We start from the raw sequence: 20,083 nt of genomic DNA, 5'->3' as shown, positions 1-20,083 counted from the left end.
ATCCAACTCAGATCATCGCATTTCTAATTATTTAATACCTAACGCATAACGCAATGCCGCTTCTTTCGCTTTTCCTGCATGTTGTGCTGCTAAAAGGCCAATATTTCTAACGACTTTTAAACCCGGTAATTGGTGACTAAAGGCGTGATAAAATACGTCCATACCCGCTTGCATAACTAGATTATCAGGCATACGACGGCGCTGGTATTTTTTCAATAACGCCATTGAATCCCAAGGCTCGAAATGTTTTTTAGCCTCAGCCACTAAGTCTAAGAAACAGTCCACATCACGATAACCTAAGTTAACGCCCTGTCCTGCTAATGGATTAATGGTGTGAGCCGCATCTCCCAACAAAACAATCCCTTTATCAACATAACGACTTGCATGCTGACGAGTTAATGGGAATGAACCAGCTGCAATAGGTGTCGCTTTGCCTAATCGCTCTGGGAAAGCATGTTGAATTTCTTTTTCTAACTGCGCCATCGACATATTTTGCAGTTTTCTAATTCTGTCAGGCGAGTCATACCAAACCAAACAAGCCCAATTATCAAAAAGCGGTAAATAAGCACGAGGCCCTGAAGGGTAAAAACGTTGCCATGTACCTTTTTCAGGAGGTAATTCTGTTTTCACCGTGATCAGCATACAAGATTGGCGATATTGCCAGCCATTGCTGCCAATACCCGCAAATTGGCGCACTTGAGAATTTGCACCATCCGCACCTACCACTAAATTTGTAGTGACTTCACTGCCATCAGAAAGCGTTACTTTCCATTTATCATCTAAATAAGTCATTTTACTTAGACTATTTGGACATAATAAGGTGATATTGCTATAACGTTCAGCCTCTTGCCAAAGCGCTAATTGCAAAATTCGGTTTTCAACCATATACCCTAATTCAGGTAAACCTAGGCTTTTAGCATCAAAAATCACATGGGCATTTTCTTCTTCCCATGTTTCTAAGGTAAGATAAGGCGCAGAACGCATAGCTAAAACATGTTGCCATGCACCTAATTGTTTTAATAGACTAACGGATGCGCAACTAATCGCAGAAATACGGATATCAGGATGAGATGACGCATCAAAAGGTGCTGGAGACTGTCGTTCAATCATTGCAACACGCAATCCTTCTTGCGCCAGCCCAATTGCAACAGCAGCGCCAATCATCCCGCCACCAGCGATGATTGCATCAAAATCGTTTTTTACATTACTCATCATTGTTATGCCATAACTCATTACTTTAAATAATAGGTAAGCGCTGTTTCAGTTTATTTCTATTAAACTAAACGCCATAGAGAATTAGCGCCGACTTGCTCTAGTCACTGACCACACAAATGACTACAATAACCGCCTTATTGGCTTATTACACGCAACGTTTTCCAATGATTAGCTATTGTCTCACTGAAAATACCGGATTTACACAATGTCGACGATAAAAAAACTGTACATTAAAACTTGGGGCTGTCAGATGAATGAGTACGATTCATCCAAAATGGCAGACCTACTCGAAAGCACCCACGGTTATCAGTTAACCGATGTCGCCGAAGATGCGGACATTCTACTGCTAAATACCTGTTCTATCCGTGAGAAAGCACAAGAAAAAGTCTTTCATCAGTTAGGACGTTGGAAATATTTTAAAGATAATAAACCCGATATTATCATTGGCGTCGGCGGTTGTGTTGCTTCTCAAGAAGGTGAATACATCCGTCAACGTGCGCAGTGTGTCGATATTATCTTCGGACCACAAACTTTACACCGTTTGCCTGAAATGATTAATCAGGTTAAAGGGACTAAAAGCCCAGTTGTCGATATCAGCTTCCCTGAAATCGAAAAATTTGACCGTTTACCAGAGCCTCGCGCTGAAGGCCCTTCAGCTTTTGTTTCCATCATGGAAGGCTGTAACAAATACTGCTCTTTCTGCGTAGTTCCTTATACACGCGGTGAAGAAGTTAGCCGTCCTTGTGATGATGTGCTATTTGAAATTGCTCAATTAGCGGCACAAGGTGTGCGTGAAGTAAACTTGTTAGGTCAAAACGTTAACGCCTATCGTGGTGCCACTTTTGATGGTCAAATCTGTAGTTTTGCTGAATTAATTCGCTTAGTCGCTGCAATTGATGGTATTGACCGCGTTCGCTTTACGACCAGCCACCCTATCGAATTTACTGACGATATTGTTGCGGTTTATGAAGATACGCCTGAATTAGTCAGCTATTTACACTTGCCAGTGCAAAGTGGTTCTGACCGTATTCTAACATTAATGAAGCGTAACCATACTGCACTTGAATATAAGAGCATCATTCGCAAACTACGCAAAGCACGTCCTGGTATTCTGATAAGTTCAGACTTTATCATTGGTTTCCCGGGTGAAACTCAAGACGACTTTGAAAAAACCATGCAATTAATTGCGGATGTTAATTTCGATATGAGCTTTAGTTTCATCTATTCAGCACGTCCGGGCACACCAGCTGCCGATTTACCTGATGATGTCAGTGAAGATGAGAAGAAACAGCGTTTATATCTGCTACAACAGCGCATCAATCAGCAAGCGATGAACTTTAGCCGTGCAATGTTAAACACAGTACAGCGTATTCTAGTAGAAGGACCTTCACGTAAAAATGTGATGGAGCTTTCTGGCCGTACTGAGAATAACCGTGTGGTTAACTTTGAAGGTACACCGGATATGATTGGTAAATTCGTTGATGTTGAGATTGTTGACGTTTATGCCAACTCACTACGTGGTAAAGTCGTTAGAACGGAAGATCAAATGGATTTACGTATTCACGAATCTCCAGAATCCGTTATTGCACGTACACGTAAAGAAGATGAATTAGGGGTAGGTGTTTACCAACCTTAATTGATCAGATTTAACAAAAGGATAATCAGTGACAGTAATAGCACATGCACAGGTAGCGACCCAAGAAATCTTCTTAGAGCCAGCTGACAATGCCCGTTTAATGAGCCTATGTGGTCCATTTGACGATAATATTAAGCAACTTGAGCGCCGTTTAGGTATCGAGATTAATCATCGTGATAACCGTTTTAAACTTACGGGAAAATCATTGTGTGTCAATGCAGCCACGAGTATTTTACGTCGCCTGTATGTGGAAACCTCGCCAATTAAAGGCGTGATCCCCGATATCGATCCTGAACAAATTCACCTAGCAATCAAAGAAAGCCGTGTGCTTGAGCAAAGTGATGAGCATGTTCCTGAATTTGGGAAATCGACCAATATTCGAACTAAGCGAGGTGTGATAAAACCTCGTACACCAAATCAGGCACAATATATTGCCAATATCCAGACCCATGATATTACTTTTGGTATTGGGCCTGCGGGTACAGGGAAAACTTATCTGGCTGTTGCTGCCGCTGTTGATGCCCTTGAACGTCAAGAAGTGCGTCGTATTTTATTAACGCGTCCTGCGGTCGAAGCCGGTGAAAAACTGGGCTTTTTACCGGGCGATTTAAGTCAAAAAGTCGATCCCTATTTACGACCACTTTATGATGCGTTATTTGAGATGTTAGGTTTTGAAAAAGTTGAGAAACTAATAGAGCGTAATGTCATTGAAGTCGCGCCCCTCGCCTATATGCGTGGACGTACATTAAATGACGCCTTTATCATTCTTGATGAAAGCCAAAACACCACCATCGAACAGATGAAAATGTTCTTAACGCGTATTGGCTTTAACTCTAAAGCGGTTGTCACTGGGGATATTACCCAGATTGACCTGCCAAGAGGCAATAAATCAGGCTTACGTCATGCCATTGAAGTTTTATCTGATGTTAATGACTTAAGTTTTAACTTTTTCCACAGTGAAGACGTTGTTCGCCATCCTGTGGTTGCCAAAATTGTTATCGCCTATGAAGCTTGGGAAACGGAAGATCAAAAACGTCGCCAAGCTATCAAAGCAGAAAAAGAGAAGCTTCAGAGAGAAAATCATGAGTGAAGTTATCCTTGATTTACAAGTAGCAAGTGAAAATACGCAAGGGCTTCCTACTGAAGCCCAATTTATGACATGGTTGGAAGCGGTATTACCGCAATTTCAACCTGTAAGTGAAGTGACTATTCGCATTGTTGATGAAGCAGAAAGTCACGAATTGAATCTCACTTATCGTGGAAAAGACAGACCGACTAACGTGCTTTCTTTTCCCTTTGAGGCACCGCCTGAAATTGAATTGCCTCTATTAGGTGATTTGATTATTTGCCGTCAAGTAGTAGAAAAAGAGGCGGTTGAACAGAGTAAGACTGTTGAAGAGCATTGGGCACACATGGTTATTCATGGATGTCTGCATCTTTTGGGCTATGATCATATTGAAGATGATGAAGCCGAAGAAATGGAAGGTTTAGAGACAGAAATCTTACAAAATTTAGGTTATGCAGATCCCTATTTGATTGAAAAAGAGTAACAGTTCTCTTATTTTTATGATAAATACTATATCTAATTAACCATTCAATGAGGAAAAATAGTTAAAACGCCATGAGCGACGACCAATCTTCGAGTAACGATAACCCTGGTCCTAAGAAAGGGTTTCTCACACTGCTTAATCAGTGGTTCCACGGTGAACCTAAAAACCGTGATGATCTGATGGAGCTTATCCGCGATTCTGAACAGAAAGAATTAATTGATCCTGACACCCGCGACATGCTTGAAGGGGTAATGGATATTGCTGAACAACGCGTTCGGGACATTATGATCCCTCGCTCTCAAATCGTCACACTAAAACGCAATCAAACCCTTGATGAATGTTTAGATGTGATTATTGATTCAGCACATTCCCGTTTCCCAGTCATTAGCGAAGACAAAGATCATATTGAAGGCTTATTAATGGCGAAAGATCTACTGCCATTTATGCGTACTGACGCAGAGCCATTTAGTATGGATAAAGTCTTACGCTCTGCTGTCGTTGTGCCTGAAAGCAAACGGGTTGATCGCCTATTAAAAGAGTTCCGCTCTCAACGCTATCATATGGCGATTGTGATCGATGAATTCGGAGGCGTATCTGGGCTCGTCACAATTGAGGATATTCTTGAGCTTATCGTAGGCGAAATTGAAGATGAGTATGATGATGAGGATGACATTGATATTCGTCCGTTAAGTCGTCACGCTTACTCAGTTCGAGCTTTAACCCAGATAGAAGATTTCAATGAAGCGTTCGGTACACATTTCAGCGATGAAGAAGTTGATACAATTGGCGGTTTAGTTATGCAAGCCTTTGGTCACCTTCCTGCTCGTGGTGAAACTATTACCATTGATAATTACCAATTTAAAGTTGTTATGGCTGATAGCCGTAAGATCATTCAGGTTTATGTGCATATCCCCGATGATGCGCCAATTCCTGAACTAGGTAATGATGCATAGGATATCAATGAATAAGATCTCTTTCTTAAACCGCCAGTGGGTTCGCGCCCTTCTGGCGGTTTTTTTCGGTGCCATTGGCACATTAGCATTTTCCCCATTTGATTTTTGGCCTGCGGCGTTAATTTCACTACTCGGCTTATTACTGATAATCACTCACCGGACAACTCGCCAAGGTGCATTCCTTGGTTTTGCTTGGGGATTTGGGTTATTTGGTAGCGGTGTAAATTGGGTTTACGTCAGTATCGCTGATTTTGGTGGTATGCCGTTTGCAGTAAATATCTTTTTAGTGATTTTATTAGCACTCTATTTATCACTCTACACACTGTTATTCGCAGGATCACTGAATAAGTTTTTCCCAAAACCAACACTCTGGCGATTTGTATTTGCAGCCCCTGCACTATGGCAAATCACCGAATTTTTAAGAGGTTGGGTATTATCAGGCTTTCCATGGTTACAGTTTGGTTATAGCCAGATTGATGGCCCATTAAAAGGTATTGCACCTATTTTTGGTGTCACCATGATAACGCTGCTTTTAACCGTTATTAGTGGATTAATTGCATTTACAATCTATCGTAAATCAATTTACAGCCTTGTGGTTGCACTGCTTTTATTAATATTACCTATTAGCTTTAAATCCTATCAGTGGTATCAACCTTTGCCTGATGAAACGCAAGAAATTGCATTAATCCAAGGTAATATCGCACAATCTTTAAAATGGGAACCGGGTACATTAGAGAGCACATTAAAAACCTATCTCACCTTAAGTCGCCCTTTTATTGGTAATGCAAATCTCATTATTTGGCCTGAATCTGCGATCCCTGATGTTGAAATTCAACAACAAAGCTTTTTAGCAGAATTAGATAAGCAATTAAGAGAGCAAGATACCCATTTAATGACAGGGATTATTGATGCTCGACCGACATTAGAAGGCTATCGTTTCTACAATAGTGTCATCACATTAGGTGAACACTATGCTTATCAATACCCAGCAACCGATCGCTATAATAAACATCATCTTGTTCCTTTTGGCGAATATGTACCATTAGAATCACTCTTACGCCCACTTGCGCCTTTCTTTAATTTGCCGATGTCATCATTAAGCCAAGGTGAATATGTACAACCTCAGCTTACTGTTAATGATGCCAAAATAACCGCAGCGATTTGCTACGAAATTATTTTAGGTGAGCAAGTTCGCGCTAATTTCAAACCTGATACACGGTTCTTATTAACGATTTCTAATGATGCGTGGTTTGGTAATTCAATTGGCCCTTGGCAACACTTCCAAATGGCAAGAATGCGTTCTCTAGAGTTAGGAAGACCATTATTACGCTCGACAAATAACGGTATCACCGCATTTATTGCTGCCAATGGTGATGTAATCTCTCAACTTCCTCAATTTGAAGAAGGCGCTTTAGCGGAAAAAATCACACCAACAACTGGGTTAACCCCTTATTACAAATGGGGTAATACACCATTGTGGATATTGGTTGGATTATTTTTTACCATCGCATTTATTAAACGCCGTAATTAAGATGAATAAAGCCCAACCCTATTAAGTTAATATTAATTAGGTTGGGCTTTTTCTAATAAGAGAGCTTTTTTATGGAAAATTATCCTGAACATATTCTTGATGCCATTTGGCAAAGAGCTAAAGAAATATCAACAGATAATGAAACAAAGGGCTTTCGTACGGATAAAGAAAATAAATGGATCCAACGCCAGATGTTCAATCAACAAGAACATGAATTTGGCTGGGTATTATCAAAACAACCAGAGTCAATTAGCCAACTTATTGAAGATAAAACCATTGTACCTGTGCATTGGAAAACAGCGGTTACCGATCAACAAAAACAAGAGGCCGAGTCTAAACGCGTTAATGTCACTCCACTTGAACCACCAGCTCTATCCCAATTAATTCAGTCATCTGTAAATATTCAATCTTATTGGCAATATGCACATAAAATTTCCAGTGATAACGAAGAAAAAGGTTTTCGTAAAGATCATTACGGTTATGTTATTCAGCAAAATGCGTTTGGGGATAAACAACATCAATATGGCTGGACATTAGCTCAATTAACCTCCGCTAATAAAAATAACCAAACCGTTATTCCTATTAATATTGTGCCAATACATATTAATACTGCAAAACGCATTGCCGATGAAAAGGCATTAATTGCCAAAAATACCGAAGAAGCAAAAATTGAACGCAGACGTAAAAATATTATTTATGAAATAATTTATTTTATTGTCAGCATACCCGGTACCCTTTTTTCTTTACTAAAATTCTGATGGCTGATTTAGATAGAAGCCCACCATAAACGTAGTTTTAATCCCCACGAAGATGACCAACCACTGGTAAAGCCGACCATTTCACCTTTATAAACAATAATAAATGAAGGTGTTGCACTAATTTCCCACTGTTGAGAAATATCCCCTCGACTATCATTTATTACAGGAAAAACTAGTCCTTTAGATTGAATACCGCGCTCTAACTTCGCGTTATCACCAGAACGGATCGCAACAGATGTCACGTTATAACCATCTTGCGCTAACGAATTTACTGCGGGTGTTGTTAGTTTACAAACTCCACACCAAGTTGCCCAAAAATAGATTAACAAGGGCTTTTCAGCACTCAATTCAGCCAATGAAACAACTTTATTATCAACAGTATAAAGTTCAGGTAAATTCGTTAAGGAGGGTGGCGTAGGTTGTCGCCACCAATCCATTGCAAAAGAAGCTATAACGAAAATGACAACCAGAACAATCAGTTCTTTACTCCACTTTCGTAAGCGACTGCGCATTATTTTTTCACTTTAGCCAGTTGCTCTTTTACGATCACTTCTAACTGAGCGTAATCAACAGCACCAGGGATAACCATATCGCCAACAACCGTTGCAGGCGTACCTTGGATACCTAATTTACGAGAAAGATCTAAGTTATTTTGTAACGCTTTTAAGCTTTCATCCGTTAATTTCACTTTGCTTGTATTGGTTGTTTTCATTGCATCATCAATACTTGCATTATCTAGCATTGTTTTCTTCTGCATTAAACGTTGGTGTAATGCTAAGAATGCTTTTGGATCTTCTTTCCAAACTGAAAGTACAGCTTGCGAAGCTCTTGCAGAACTTTCACCTTTAAATGGCAGTGGTTTAATCACCACGGCAACTTCAGGATAATCTTTTGTGATTTGTTCTAATAATGGATCGAAACGTTTGCAGTAAGGGCAGTTATAATCAGTAAAAGAAACCAACACTAACTTAGCGTCTTTTGCACCAATTCGAGGACTTGCTGCATCGTTATATAATGCGTCGTGCTCTGCATTTAATGCAGTACGGAATTGAGCTTGTTGCTCATCTGCTTTTTGTGCTTGTAATGCAGTGATAGCTTCTTCCAGAATTTCTGGATTTTTGATCAACGTATCACGAACCAGCGCGCGAACTTCTTTTTCCTGATCAGCACTTAATGCCGCAGCTTGCACATTTGCACCAAAAAGTAACGAAGAGATAACCAGTGCAGAAAGTGTTTTTTTCATTATTGGGCTCCTTTAGCCTCTGAAAGAACTGTCAATGTTGAATCTTTATTTAAAATAGGAGGTAAAACCACGCCATCTTTATGGCAAGGTCCATAAACTTGATTAAAAGGTACTGCAACTTGACCACGTTGTTTTAAAAACTGAGTGATTTTATCAGAGGGTTTAGTCCAATCCCCTCTTAATGCGACAACATCTGGCGCTGAAAGTGCAGCCTGGATCTCTTCTCGCAATAATACATTGTATTTGTTTGCTTTGCAGGTTACACACCAATCTGCTGTTACATCAACAAATACGCGTTTATTGTCTGCTAATGCTTGGTGTATCGCTTCTTCTGATAAAGGTTGCCAATTTATCGAATCTTGACCTGCGAGTGTTTGGCTTGCTGGTTGTTCCACAAATAAGTAAGTACCCGTACCTAAAAAGAGAGCAATAACGGCTGAAATAAATACCGTTTTTTTGCCATAATGCCGCGCTATCGCTAACAATAAAAGCAAAGTAATGGCAATAAAAATAGCCATAACGATTGGCAATCCTAGATGCGGAATAAGTAATGTAATTAGCCAAATACTGGACAATAACATCATAAAACCTAAAACCACTCTTAGGCGATTCATCCATTTGCCTGGTTTTGGTAGCGCTTTAGCGATAGATGGGAATATAGCCACTAAGATCCAAGGCAAACTCATTCCAATCCCTAGAGCGGTAAAAATAAGCCAGAGTTCATTTAGAGGCGCAATAAGTGCATAAGCGACTGCTGTTCCTAAAAATGGTGCTGAACAAGGTGTTGCGAGTAAAGTTGCAAATGCACCTTCCCAAAAGTGACGGCTGTATCCTTGCCCACCTGCTGTTGCCATTTTGGTATTCATGTTACTGCTTAAACGCAGTTCAAATAATCCAAAGAGATTTGCAGTAAAAATAGCGGTAACTAATACCATAAAACCAATAAACCAAGGACTTTGGAATTGAATTCCCCAGCCTAAGGCTTCTTGACTATAACGCAGACCTGTCATAAACAGAGCTAGCGCCCAAAATGAAACTAAGATGCCTAGAACAGAAACAGAAAATTGCTTGCGAATAACCCCTTTATCGCGATTTTCAAGATGTAGAATTGATCCCATTTTCATCGCAAGTACAGGTAATACACAAGGCATCAAATTCAGAATTAAGCCACCTAATAGCGCAAAAGCAAGAATACTCCAAAGCCCAACACCTGAATTGGAAGTAGGAGCAATCTCCGCTCCGCCATGCCCTATCGTGTCATTAACTTGGCGAGAAAAATCTTGGTCAGTAATAACAAAAGAAAGTACCTTACCAGAGATATCGCCAGCAGCATCTCCCCAATCATCAGTCACATCAACGGTGACAAATAAGTTTTTATCTTGATGGTTTAATTTTGGAATGCCATAAAGCATACCTTCAGGGGGATCGAGGTAAATATTAGGTTTAACCCAAGTACCTTGCTCTTTTTGTAAAGAGATAGTGAGTTGGCTATTGTTATAACCAGAAGAAACTGATGATACTAATCCTGTTCCAACAGGAATTTTTGCCATTGCCTGATTATATTGCCATTCAAAATCAGCAGGCACCGGTTCAGTAAGATCCAAATCTAAAGTGTAGTCGGTCAAAATACAGACATTACTACATGTCGATAAAGTTAAAACTCCCGTTAAACGATCAGCCTGAACAGAGGATAGTTCAATAGGAAAAACAACTTGTTTGTCATATCCTTGAGTGTGAATACCCGCCACATCAAAAGCTGAAGGTGATGGCCAATGCCAAGTTATTGCACTTACATCTTGCGACCAATTAATTTCAGGGGCAACACCGCCTTCTCCAGGAGAACGCCAATACGTTTTCCATCCAGACTCAAGCTGTACCTCAAGTAAAACTTTCACGTCACCTGCTGGGGACTTTTGTGCTGTCGCCCTAACTTGTGCATGAGAATTATCAGGCATGGTTAGCCAGCCTGTATCTGCTGCTTGAGAGGTAGATAAAGTAAATAGCGTTAATATCAACGCCATAACAAAAGAACGAAACATAACAACTCCCTAAAAATTCCTACAACGCTACACATAGAGCCACGCCCAAAATAGACGCGCAATCTTTTAGCTAAAAGGAAATTTCTAATCCCTCAAAATACAATAATGAAGGTGAAGTCTGATTGGAGGAGGTGGATGATGATGTTTTTTCTGATTACGCTGACGCGACACATAGATGGCAGCCATGCTTAACAATAGCAATACTGCCCATGAATGGAAAAATGGCTCTATTGTTAATGGAGGAACAGATAATAATGATTTGGCGCTCAATTCACAGGTAGACAGTGAATAAGTGTGCTCTGTTGCGCTATTCTCATCGGCAATCGGTGTTGATAGTGGGTATTGTGTTTGAGAGACAGCCGTTGCTAAGCGCTCACTAATGATGTGGGCACCTAATGAACGCTGAACAATGCAACACAAGATCAGCAAAACTGTTATCACCACTAGCCAGCGACCTGACCGCCAATTACTCATAGATGTTCCTCATCAATATGACCCGCTATCTTAACGGTAATCCACAGACAAACAACTCCTTAAGACAAACTTTACAAATCCCTACTGAGTTTATTTTTCGCATTATCTCAATTTTTCATCTTTAACCTTTATTTCTATAAGGTTTCTACTACAATAATTTTAAATATTGAAAACAACTTCCAAAAAAATAATCAACTACATTTGATTTCATTCTTTTATTGAGAGATACCTCTCGTATTTCACAAATTGCACTTCCCAACAGTATGTTATTTGTTCTATCTATTAACATTATCAAAACAAATTAAAACAAAAAAGCAACACAAAGCAAAACACAAATATCCCTTATCACCACGACAGGAGTTATTATGCGCATGCGTAAACTAGCATTATCATTAATGATCTTAGGGGCTGCAGGAGCTGTGCAGGCAGAAGAACTCACTGGAACCTTAAAGAAAATCAATGACAACGATATTATCATCGTTGGACACAGAGAATCCTCTGTTCCTTTCTCTTACTATGATAATCAACAAAAAGTGGTTGGTTATTCTCAAGACTATTCCAACCTCATTGTGCAGGCTGTGAAAGACAAAATAGGCAAACCAAACTTACAAGTTCGCCTCATTCCTATTACTTCTCAGAATCGTATTCCATTATTACAAAATGGCACATTTGATTTTGAGTGTGGCTCAACAACCAACAATGAAGCTCGTCAGCAACAAGCTAGCTTCTCTAATACTATTTTTATCGTAGGTACACGTTTACTGGCGAAAAAAGACAGTGGAATTAAAGATTTCGCTGACCTGTCCGGTAAAAACGTTGTTGTAACATCGGGAACAACATCCGAAATGTTACTCAACAAGTTAAATGATGAGAAAAAGATGAATATGCGCATTATCAGCGCAAAAGATCATGGAGACTCATTCCGTACACTTGAATCAGGTCGTGCTGTTGCCTTTATGATGGATGACGCATTACTGGCGGGTGAACGTGCTAAAGCGAAAAAACCGGGTGAGTGGGAAATTGTAGGAACCCCACAATCTGAAGAAGCATATGGTTGTATGTTGCGTAAAGATGACGCTCAATTCAAAGCGTTAATTGATGAAACTATCGCTAAAGCACAAAAATCAGGTGAAGCAGAAAAATCGTTCAGTCGCTGGTTTAATGCACCAATTCCACCTAAAAATCTTAACTTAGAATTCACCATCTCTGATGAAATGAAAGCATTATTTGCATCACCAAATGATAAAGCGTTGAACTAAAAACACATAAGCAGTTGATGCAAAATAAATAATTATAAAGTATCTGTTGGACAGACAGATCAGTGAAGTTTGGGGCAGTCGTTCCCTGCCCCTCTTTTTCACCGGAGGTGAAATCATGTCGATTGATTGGGATTGGGGGATATTCTTCCAAGAAGCCCCATTCGGAAACACCACATACTTAGGATGGCTGATTTCTGGCTTCCAAGTCACCATTGCCTTATCTCTATGCGCTTGGGTTATCGCTTTTCTTGTCGGTTCTTTATTCGGAATTTTACGCACAGTACCTAATCGGTGGCTTTCAAGCTTAGGCACTGTTTATGTTGAGTTATTCCGTAACGTACCACTTATTGTTCAATTCTTTACGTGGTATCTCGTCATTCCTGAATTATTGCCTCAATCTATTGGCGACTGGTTTAAAATGGACTTAGCGCCAAATGTGCAATTTTTTGTCTCATCAGCACTCTGCTTAGGTTTGTTTACCGCAGCGCGTATGTGTGAACAAGTTAGAGCCGCAATAAACTCATTACCTCGTGGTCAAAAAGCCGCAGGTTTAGCATTGGGCTTAACTTTACCCCAAACCTATCGTTATGTTTTATTACCTAATGCATACCGCGTCATTATTCCACCAATGACATCCGAAATGCTCAATCTCGTAAAAAACTCAGCGATTGCTTCTACTATCGGACTTATTGATATGGCGGCACAAGCGAATAAACTGCTCGACTATTCAGCAAAAGCGTATGAATCATTCACAGCAATCACACTTGCCTATGTATTTATCAATGTCATCATTATGCTAATAATGCATTGGCTTGAAAAACGCGTTCGCTTACCCGGCACAACGGGAGGTCAATAATGTACGAATTTGACTGGAGTTCTGTTGTTCCAAGCCTACCATTTTTAGTCGATGGAATGGCAATCACGCTAAAAATTACTATCACCGCTATTGTGGTCGGTATTTTATGGGGAACGGTGCTTGCTGTTATGCGCCTATCTACCTTTAAACCTATTAGCTGGTTTGCAGCCGCTTATGTTAATACCTTCCGTTCTATCCCATTAGTCATGGTATTACTGTGGTTTTATTTAATTGTGCCTAACATATTACAAAATGTTCTAGGACTTTCACCGAAAAGTGATATCCGTTTAATTTCAGCAATGATAGCGTTCTCTTTATTTGAAGCGGCTTATTACTCTGAAATTATAAGAGCGGGCATTCAAAGTGTTAGCAAAGGGCAATTTTCAGCCTCACTCGCGTTAGGTATGACCAAGTCACAAACAATGCGTTTAGTGATCTTACCTCAAGCCTTTCGAGCCATGATCCCGCTTTTACTGACTCAAGGAATTGTATTATTCCAAGATACCTCCTTAGTTTACGTTTTAAGTCTTACTGACTTTTTCAGAACAGCGGCAAATATTGGAGAGCGAGATGGTACACAAGTTGAGATGATCCTCTTTGCTGGTTTTGTTTATTTTGTCATTAGCTTCGCCGCTTCGATGTTAGTGAACTTTCTTAAAAAAAGGACTACCTAGATGATTTCCCTAAAAGACGTATCCAAATGGTATGGTCAGTTCCAAGTACTGACTGAATGTTCCACTGAAGTTAAAAAGGGGGAAGTTGTTGTTGTCTGTGGGCCTTCTGGATCAGGTAAATCAACACTGATCAAAACAGTGAATGGCTTAGAGCCTATACAACAAGGCGAGATCCTTGTTAATGAAATCAAAGTAAATGATAAACATACTGATCTTGCTAAATTACGAGCAAAAGTGGGTATGGTATTCCAACATTTTGAGCTCTTTCCTCACCTCTCTATTATTGAAAACCTTACACTGGCACAAGTTAAAGTGCTTAATAGAGAGAAAACTGCCGCAAAAGAGAAAGGGTTAAAGCTCTTAGAACGTGTGGGATTAGCAAGCCATGCTAACAAATACCCAGCTCAGCTTTCAGGTGGTCAGCAACAACGCGTCGCCATTGCTCGCGCATTATGTATGGACCCAATTGCAATGTTGTTTGATGAACCCACATCAGCACTTGATCCTGAAATGATTAATGAAGTACTTGATGTAATGGTAGAGCTGGCAAATGAAGGTATGACGATGATGGTTGTGACCCATGAAATGGGTTTTGCTAAAAAAGTTGCCGACCGTATTATTTTTATGGATGAAGGTCGAATTGTGGAAGATAGACCTAAAAATGACTTTTTTGATAATCCAAAATCAGCGCGAGCAAAAGATTTCCTCGCTAAAATTCTGCACTAATCCCCACATCCCTTCTGCTGACGTGCTTTTTTTAGCACGTCAGCCCAAAATAATAATTTCGATTAACCTCGCAATTAAATATTAAGCAATCTTCTTTTCTCGCAACATCACTATTATTTTTTCACAAAATACGCATTTATTGTCTTTTTGCTTTAACTCTTTCCAAGATATCTCGCAATTGTCTTGAAAAAGTTATGCAAACAGTGGCTTTCATTGAGATCAATAGTTGTGGCTATTAGACAAAATCAGCTATGCTATGCAAGTCTTAATTTCATAATAGCGGTTACCCTCCGGTAGCCATTAATTCACCATAGGATTATCGGTGCCATGCAAGAACAATATCGTCCCGAAGATATAGAGCAAACTATCCAGGAACACTGGGAAAAGAACAATACATTTAAAGTGACAGAAGATAATAACAAAGAAAAATATTACTGCCTGTCAATGCTACCTTATCCTTCTGGCCGACTTCACATGGGACACGTCCGTAACTACACCATTGGTGACGTGATTTCCCGTTATCAACGTATGCTAGGTAAAAACGTCTTACAACCTATTGGTTGGGATGCGTTCGGTTTACCAGCAGAAGGTGCCGCAGTAAAAAATAAAACAGCTCCAGCACCATGGACTTACGAAAACATCAATTACATGAAAAACCAGTTAAAAAAACTGGGTTTTGGTTACGATTGGGATCGTGAAGTCACTACTTGTACTCCAGAATATTATCGCTGGGAACAGTGGTTCTTTACTAAGTTATATGAAAAAGGCTTAGTTTATAAAAAGACCTCTGCTGTTAACTGGTGCCCACACGACTTAACCGTTTTAGCCAACGAACAAGTTATTGATGGCTGTTGCTGGCGTTGTGATACCCCTGTTGAACGTAAAGAAATTCCACAGTGGTTTATCAAAATTACCGAGTATGCTGAAGAGCTGTTAAACGATTTAGATACGTTAGATGAGTGGCCTGAACAAGTTAAGACCATGCAACGTAACTGGATTGGTCGCTCAGAAGGTGTCGAAATTAAATTTGATGTTGCTGACAGCGACGACACCATGACTGTTTATACAACGCGTCCAGATACATTTATGGGAGTCACTTATGTTGCAGTTGCAGCAGGTCACCCATTAGCGCAAAAAGCTGCTCAAAATAACCCTGAAGTTCAACACTTCATTGATGAATGCCGTAATATGAAAATGGCAGAAGCCGATATGGCAACAATGGAGAAAAAAGGGATTGCAACAGGTCTTTATGCTATTCATCCATTAACTAAAGAGAAAGTCGCTATTTGGGTGGCCAACTTTGTATTAATGGAATACGGCACAGGTGCTGTAATGGCAGTCCCAGGTCACGATGAACGTGACTGGGAATTTGCAACCAAATACAACTTACCAATTAAAGCTGTTATTGCAGATGCTGAAGGTAATCAACCTGACTTATCTGAAGGTGCATTAACCGAGAAAAATAGCCTGATTAACTCTGGTGAATTCTCTGGGTTAGACAACCAAGCTGGCTTTAACGCAATTGCAGATAAACTGGCACAAATGGGTGTTGGTGAGCGTAAAGTTAACTACCGTTTACGTGACTGGGGTGTTTCTCGTCAACGCTACTGGGGTGCGCCAATTCCAATGGCAACCTTAGAAGATGGTACTGTTGTTCCTGTTCCTGAAGATCAACTACCAGTGATCCTGCCAGAAGATGTAACAATGGATGGGATCACCAGCCCAATCAAAGCAGATCCTGAGTGGGCAAAAACTACGATCAATGGCCAGCCAGCGCTGCGTGAAACTGATACTTTCGACACCTTTATGGAATCTTCTTGGTATTACGCTCGTTATACCTGCCCAGATTACGATAAAGGCATGTTAGATCCGAAAGCAGCTAACTATTGGTTACCTGTTGACTGGTATATTGGTGGTATTGAGCACGCCATCATGCACTTAATGTATTTCCGCTTCTTCCATAAGCTGATGCGTGATGCAGGTTTAGTGAACTCTGATGAACCAGCAAAACGCTTACTGTGCCAAGGCATGGTATTAGCTGATGCGTTCTATCACACGGGTGAAGATGGTGCTCGTCATTGGGTATCTCCTGCTGAAGCTATCGTTGAACGTGATGAGAAAAACCGCATCATAAAAGCGACTGACAGTGAAGGTCATGAACTGACTTATGCTGGCATGAGCAAAATGTCTAAATCTAAAAATAACGGTATCGACCCACAAACGATGGTTGAACGTTATGGTGCAGATACCGTTCGTTTATTTATGATGTTTGCTGCTCCACCAGAGTTAACACTGGAATGGCAGGAATCTAGCGTCGAAGGTGCAAACCGCTTCTTACGTCGTTTATGGCGTTTAGTCCACGAACATTCTCAAAAAGGAGCGACACAGTCTCTTGATCTTTCTGCACTGACAGAAGAACAAAAAGATTTACGTCGTGACTTACATAAAACGATCGCGAAAGTATCTGATGACGTAGGTCGTCGTTTAGCCTTTAACACAGCGATTGCAGCCATTATGGAGTTAATGAATAAATTAACTCGTGCAACACAAGAAACAGAACAAGATCGCGCTTTAATGCAAGAAGCATTAGAAGCCATTGTTCGTATGCTTTCTCCAATCATCCCTCATGCTTGTTTTGTTATGTGGCAAGCATTAGGTGGAAAAGAGGACGTTGATGTTGCACCATGGCCTGTTGCTGATGAAGAAGCAATGGTCGATGACACCAAGCTGATCATCGTTCAAGTGAATGGTAAAGTGCGTGGTCGAGTCACTGTTCCGGCTAATTCAGAAAAAGAATATGTTCAGGAAATGGCGACAAAAGAGTACAGTGTTGCTAAATACTTGGAAGATGTGACTGTTCGTAAAGTCATCTATGTTCCAGGAAAATTACTGAACATCGTTGTTGGCTGATAAGGAGGCCTAGTGCGATATCTACTTTCGCTATTTTTCGGTTTAGCGGTGTTAATCACCGCTGGCTGTGGTTTTCACCTTCAAGGTAAAACTCAGGTTCCAGCAGAATTAAAAACGCTTTATCTTAGCTCTGGTGACCCTTATGGCCCATTATCTCGTGTAATGCGTCAGCAACTTAGATTGAGTGGTGTTCAGCTTGTTGAAAATCCAACAGCAAATATCCCTATTCTTAAAATTGTCGGCTCATCTGAAAGTAAAGAGACCGTTTCTGTGTATCAAGACGGTAAATCAGCAGAACGTCAGTTAACATTTGTGCTTGATGCACAAGTGATTATGCCTGATGGTACGATTTACCCAATTTCATCACAGGTTTCACGCCCATTCTTCGATAACCCATTAGAAGCATTAGCGAAAGATGCTGAAAATGACATTATCAAGCAAGAGATGCGTGAACAAGCGACAGCAATATTAGTGCGTAAATTATTGGTTGTTCACAATGCTGAACGCCAAAAAGCCGCACAAGCTGAGCAGGCAAAACAGATAATCTCACCCGCCAAATGATCCGCTTATATCCAGAACAACTGAATGCGCAGCTCCAAGAGGGGCTGCGCCAAAGTTACCTACTCTGGGGTAACGAACCTCTGTTACTCCAAGAGTCTCAAGATGCTATTCAATCCGCTGCTAAATCCCAAGGATTTGTCGAGCATTATCAATTTACCCTTGATAATAATACGGACTGGAATGAAATTTACTCGCTTTGTCAATCGCTAAGCCTTTTTTCTCAAAGACAATCTCTTTTACTGCATTTACCTGAAAATGGCCCCAATGCAGCGATGTCAGAGAAACTTACTCGCCTATCGCAAGAATTACATCAAGACTTATTGTTGATTTTACGTGGCAATAAACTCACAAAAGCACAAGAAAACAGTGAATGGTTTAAAACATTAAGCCAACACGGAACCTATATTTCTTGTCTAACACCTGAACTTGATAAATTACCTAATTGGGTTGCGCGGCGAGCAAAACAAAAAGGGTTAGCGCTGGATGAACAAGGTAATCAATTACTCTGCTACTGTTATGAAGGGAATTTATTGGCACTGGCACAAGCCATTGAGCGTCTTTCTCTGTTGTACCCTGACGGTAAGCTAACGCTCCCAAGAGTAGAAGCGGCGGTCAATGATGCGTCACATTTTACCCCTTATCACTGGGTTGATGCATTACTTGCAGGGAAAACACAACGTGCATGGCATATCTTGCAACAACTCAAAAGAGAAGACTCTGAACCTGTTATTTTACTCAGAACTTTACAACGTGAGTTAATGCAGTTGATTACGCTGCATCGAGAATCTAAAACGGCTTCGTTAAAAACAATTTTCGATAAGCATCGAGTTTGGCAAAACCGACGCCCAATATTCACAGCAGCACTACAACGTTTATCTGAACATCAATTGCTGACAGCCATACGATTACTCGCAACAATTGAAATTACGATTAAGCAAGATTATGGACAGACAGTTTGGCCCTCTCTTAGTGCTCTGGGCTTATTACTTTGTGGAAAAGCATTGCCAGAAGGATTTGTAAGTCATGCCTAAAACCAATCACTCAACATCTTTAATTAACCAAGCCATTGCTTTATATGGTGGTACATTTGATCCTATTCATTATGGGCATTTACGTCCTGTTGAAGCCCTTTCCGGATTAATTGGTTTAAAAGAAGTGATTTGGTTACCTAACAATATTCCTCCTCATCGCCCTCAACCAGAGGCGTCTTCTCAACAACGTCTTGAGATGGTACGTCTGGCTCTTGAGCCATATTCTTCATTTAAAGTCGATACTCGTGAACTTGAGAAGCCAACACCTTCTTATACTATTGAGACATTAAGAGACTTCAGAAAAGAAATCGGCAATAAACAACCCTTGGCTTTTATAATTGGTCAAGACTCATTGCTATCAATTAATACATGGCATCAGTGGGATCAACTATTGAACGTATGCCATTTACTAGTTTGTGCCCGCCCCGGTTATCAAACGCATTTCGAATCAACACAAATGCAAGCATGGCTGACCAAACATCAAACTCATCAGCAAGAAGATATTCATTGTTTACCTGCAGGTAAAATATTCCTCGCTGACACACCACTTTATAATATTTCAGCGACTGATATTCGAGCTCGCCATAAAGCAGGATTAGATTGTCACGATTTACTACCAAGTTCTGTTGAAGACTATATTCGCCAGCAACAACTCTATAAATAATTA

The 20,083-nt window shown here is 40.3% G+C and carries 19 protein-coding genes; 14 read left to right on the top strand and 5 right to left on the bottom strand.

Annotated features, from left to right (window positions below; translation table 11 throughout):
- Positions 1–27 precede the first annotated feature (27 nt).
- Complete coding sequence (ubiF, locus tag EHE21_RS05270; RefSeq protein ID WP_194952043.1) at positions 28–1,215, bottom strand: 3-demethoxyubiquinol 3-hydroxylase; 1,188 nt, start codon at positions 1,213–1,215, stop codon at positions 28–30.
- 205 nt (positions 1,216–1,420) lie between these two features.
- On the opposite strand from ubiF, the gene miaB reads away from it, so the two are divergent.
- The 6 genes from miaB (at position 1,421) to EHE21_RS05240 (ending at position 7,643) form a co-directional block, all read left to right on the top strand.
- A complete protein-coding gene (gene miaB, locus EHE21_RS05265; RefSeq protein WP_075671599.1) occupies positions 1,421–2,851 on the top strand; it encodes a tRNA (N6-isopentenyl adenosine(37)-C2)-methylthiotransferase MiaB in 1,431 nt (476 codons plus the stop codon).
- 28 nt (positions 2,852–2,879) lie between these two features.
- Entirely contained in the window at positions 2,880–3,941 is a 1,062-nt protein-coding gene (locus EHE21_RS05260; protein WP_194952042.1) for a PhoH family protein, read from the top strand.
- Positions 3,934–4,401, top strand: coding sequence for an rRNA maturation RNase YbeY (gene ybeY, locus EHE21_RS05255; protein WP_075671597.1), 468 nt, complete (start codon positions 3,934–3,936; stop codon positions 4,399–4,401). Before EHE21_RS05260 ends, ybeY begins: the two co-directional genes overlap by 8 nt.
- Positions 4,402–4,472: 71 nt before the next feature.
- Positions 4,473–5,354, top strand: a complete 882-nt coding sequence (corC, locus tag EHE21_RS05250) for a CNNM family magnesium/cobalt transport protein CorC (RefSeq protein ID WP_023581153.1) — start codon at positions 4,473–4,475, stop codon at positions 5,352–5,354.
- 7 nt (positions 5,355–5,361) lie between these two features.
- Positions 5,362–6,885 carry an apolipoprotein N-acyltransferase gene (gene lnt / locus EHE21_RS05245; protein WP_194952041.1) on the top strand — a complete coding sequence of 508 codons (1,524 nt, stop codon included), beginning with the start codon at positions 5,362–5,364 and terminating at the stop codon, positions 6,883–6,885.
- Positions 6,886–6,956: 71 nt separating this feature from the next.
- Positions 6,957–7,643: a hypothetical protein gene (locus tag EHE21_RS05240; protein WP_194952040.1), complete on the top strand. Its 687-nt coding sequence runs from the start codon at positions 6,957–6,959 to the stop codon at positions 7,641–7,643.
- Positions 7,644–7,651: 8 nt separating this feature from the next.
- Here the strand turns inward: EHE21_RS05240 and EHE21_RS05235 are convergent, their stop codons facing one another.
- The 4 genes from EHE21_RS05235 to EHE21_RS05220 all read right to left on the bottom strand — a co-directional run bounded on the left by EHE21_RS05235 (position 7,652) and on the right by EHE21_RS05220 (position 11,399).
- On the bottom strand, positions 7,652–8,155 hold the full coding sequence (locus tag EHE21_RS05235; RefSeq protein ID WP_194952039.1) for a protein disulfide oxidoreductase: 504 nt from the start codon (positions 8,153–8,155) through the stop codon (positions 7,652–7,654).
- Positions 8,155–8,886, bottom strand: a complete 732-nt coding sequence (locus tag EHE21_RS05230; protein ID WP_194952038.1) for a DsbA family protein — start codon at positions 8,884–8,886, stop codon at positions 8,155–8,157. Before EHE21_RS05230 ends, EHE21_RS05235 begins: the two co-directional genes overlap by 1 nt.
- Positions 8,886–10,925, bottom strand: a complete 2,040-nt coding sequence (locus tag EHE21_RS05225) for a protein-disulfide reductase DsbD family protein (RefSeq protein ID WP_194952037.1) — start codon at positions 10,923–10,925, stop codon at positions 8,886–8,888. The genes EHE21_RS05230 and EHE21_RS05225 overlap by 1 nt, the downstream gene beginning before the upstream one ends.
- An 84-nt stretch (positions 10,926–11,009) precedes the next feature.
- Entirely contained in the window at positions 11,010–11,399 is a 390-nt protein-coding gene (locus EHE21_RS05220) for a metal resistance protein (protein WP_088493445.1), read from the bottom strand.
- 365 nt (positions 11,400–11,764) lie between these two features.
- Between EHE21_RS05220 and EHE21_RS05215 the strand changes: the two genes are divergently transcribed.
- From EHE21_RS05215 to nadD, 8 genes are all read left to right on the top strand, one after another.
- Positions 11,765–12,658, top strand: a complete 894-nt coding sequence (locus tag EHE21_RS05215) for an amino acid ABC transporter substrate-binding protein (RefSeq protein WP_165125263.1) — start codon at positions 11,765–11,767, stop codon at positions 12,656–12,658.
- A 115-nt stretch (positions 12,659–12,773) separates the two neighbouring features.
- Positions 12,774–13,514, top strand: coding sequence for an amino acid ABC transporter permease (locus tag EHE21_RS05210; protein ID WP_069370058.1), 741 nt, complete (start codon positions 12,774–12,776; stop codon positions 13,512–13,514).
- Positions 13,514–14,188 carry a glutamate/aspartate ABC transporter permease GltK gene (gene gltK / locus EHE21_RS05205; protein WP_006537724.1) on the top strand — a complete coding sequence of 225 codons (675 nt, stop codon included), beginning with the start codon at positions 13,514–13,516 and terminating at the stop codon, positions 14,186–14,188. Before EHE21_RS05210 ends, gltK begins: the two co-directional genes overlap by 1 nt.
- Positions 14,189–14,914 carry an amino acid ABC transporter ATP-binding protein gene (locus tag EHE21_RS05200; RefSeq protein ID WP_098943889.1) on the top strand — a complete coding sequence of 242 codons (726 nt, stop codon included), beginning with the start codon at positions 14,189–14,191 and terminating at the stop codon, positions 14,912–14,914.
- Between the two features lie 327 nt (positions 14,915–15,241).
- Positions 15,242–17,824: a leucine--tRNA ligase gene (leuS, locus tag EHE21_RS05195; protein WP_194952036.1), complete on the top strand. Its 2,583-nt coding sequence runs from the start codon at positions 15,242–15,244 to the stop codon at positions 17,822–17,824.
- A gap of 12 nt (positions 17,825–17,836) precedes the next feature.
- Entirely contained in the window at positions 17,837–18,385 is a 549-nt protein-coding gene (gene lptE / locus EHE21_RS05190; RefSeq protein WP_088493449.1) for an LPS assembly lipoprotein LptE, read from the top strand.
- Complete coding sequence (gene holA / locus EHE21_RS05185) at positions 18,382–19,416, top strand: DNA polymerase III subunit delta (RefSeq protein WP_194952035.1); 1,035 nt, start codon at positions 18,382–18,384, stop codon at positions 19,414–19,416. The genes lptE and holA overlap by 4 nt, the downstream gene beginning before the upstream one ends.
- A complete protein-coding gene (nadD, locus tag EHE21_RS05180) occupies positions 19,409–20,080 on the top strand; it encodes a nicotinate-nucleotide adenylyltransferase (RefSeq protein ID WP_194952034.1) in 672 nt (223 codons plus the stop codon). The genes holA and nadD overlap by 8 nt, the downstream gene beginning before the upstream one ends.
- The last annotated feature ends 3 nt before the right edge of the window (positions 20,081–20,083 follow it).

Source organism: Proteus sp. GOKU (assembly GCF_015475555.1).
GTDB classification, from domain to species: domain Bacteria; phylum Pseudomonadota; class Gammaproteobacteria; order Enterobacterales; family Enterobacteriaceae; genus Proteus; species Proteus mirabilis_B.
Note: the sequence above shows the minus strand (reverse complement) of the source record. Positions and strands in the feature narration are given on the sequence as shown.

Bases quoted from the DNA above. Each gene is read 5' to 3' on its own strand.
- holA (WP_194952035.1), top strand. From the start codon at position 18,382: ATGATCCGCTTATATCCAGAACAACTGAATGCGCAGCTCCAAGAGGGG.
- EHE21_RS05230 (WP_194952038.1), bottom strand. From the start codon at position 8,886: ATGAAAAAAACACTTTCTGCACTGGTTATCTCTTCGTTACTTTTTGGT.
- nadD (WP_194952034.1), top strand. From the start codon at position 19,409: ATGCCTAAAACCAATCACTCAACATCTTTAATTAACCAAGCCATTGCT.
- gltK (WP_006537724.1), top strand. From the start codon at position 13,514: ATGTACGAATTTGACTGGAGTTCTGTTGTTCCAAGCCTACCATTTTTA.
- miaB (WP_075671599.1), top strand. From the start codon at position 1,421: ATGTCGACGATAAAAAAACTGTACATTAAAACTTGGGGCTGTCAGATG.
- ubiF (WP_194952043.1), bottom strand. From the start codon at position 1,215: ATGATGAGTAATGTAAAAAACGATTTTGATGCAATCATCGCTGGTGGC.
- leuS (WP_194952036.1), top strand. From the start codon at position 15,242: ATGCAAGAACAATATCGTCCCGAAGATATAGAGCAAACTATCCAGGAA.
- EHE21_RS05220 (WP_088493445.1), bottom strand. From the start codon at position 11,399: ATGAGTAATTGGCGGTCAGGTCGCTGGCTAGTGGTGATAACAGTTTTG.
- lnt (WP_194952041.1), top strand. From the start codon at position 5,362: ATGAATAAGATCTCTTTCTTAAACCGCCAGTGGGTTCGCGCCCTTCTG.
- corC (WP_023581153.1), top strand. From the start codon at position 4,473: ATGAGCGACGACCAATCTTCGAGTAACGATAACCCTGGTCCTAAGAAA.
- EHE21_RS05210 (WP_069370058.1), top strand. From the start codon at position 12,774: ATGTCGATTGATTGGGATTGGGGGATATTCTTCCAAGAAGCCCCATTC.
- EHE21_RS05200 (WP_098943889.1), top strand. From the start codon at position 14,189: ATGATTTCCCTAAAAGACGTATCCAAATGGTATGGTCAGTTCCAAGTA.
- EHE21_RS05240 (WP_194952040.1), top strand. From the start codon at position 6,957: ATGGAAAATTATCCTGAACATATTCTTGATGCCATTTGGCAAAGAGCT.
- ybeY (WP_075671597.1), top strand. From the start codon at position 3,934: ATGAGTGAAGTTATCCTTGATTTACAAGTAGCAAGTGAAAATACGCAA.
- EHE21_RS05235 (WP_194952039.1), bottom strand. From the start codon at position 8,155: ATGCGCAGTCGCTTACGAAAGTGGAGTAAAGAACTGATTGTTCTGGTT.
- EHE21_RS05225 (WP_194952037.1), bottom strand. From the start codon at position 10,925: ATGTTTCGTTCTTTTGTTATGGCGTTGATATTAACGCTATTTACTTTA.
- EHE21_RS05215 (WP_165125263.1), top strand. From the start codon at position 11,765: ATGCGCATGCGTAAACTAGCATTATCATTAATGATCTTAGGGGCTGCA.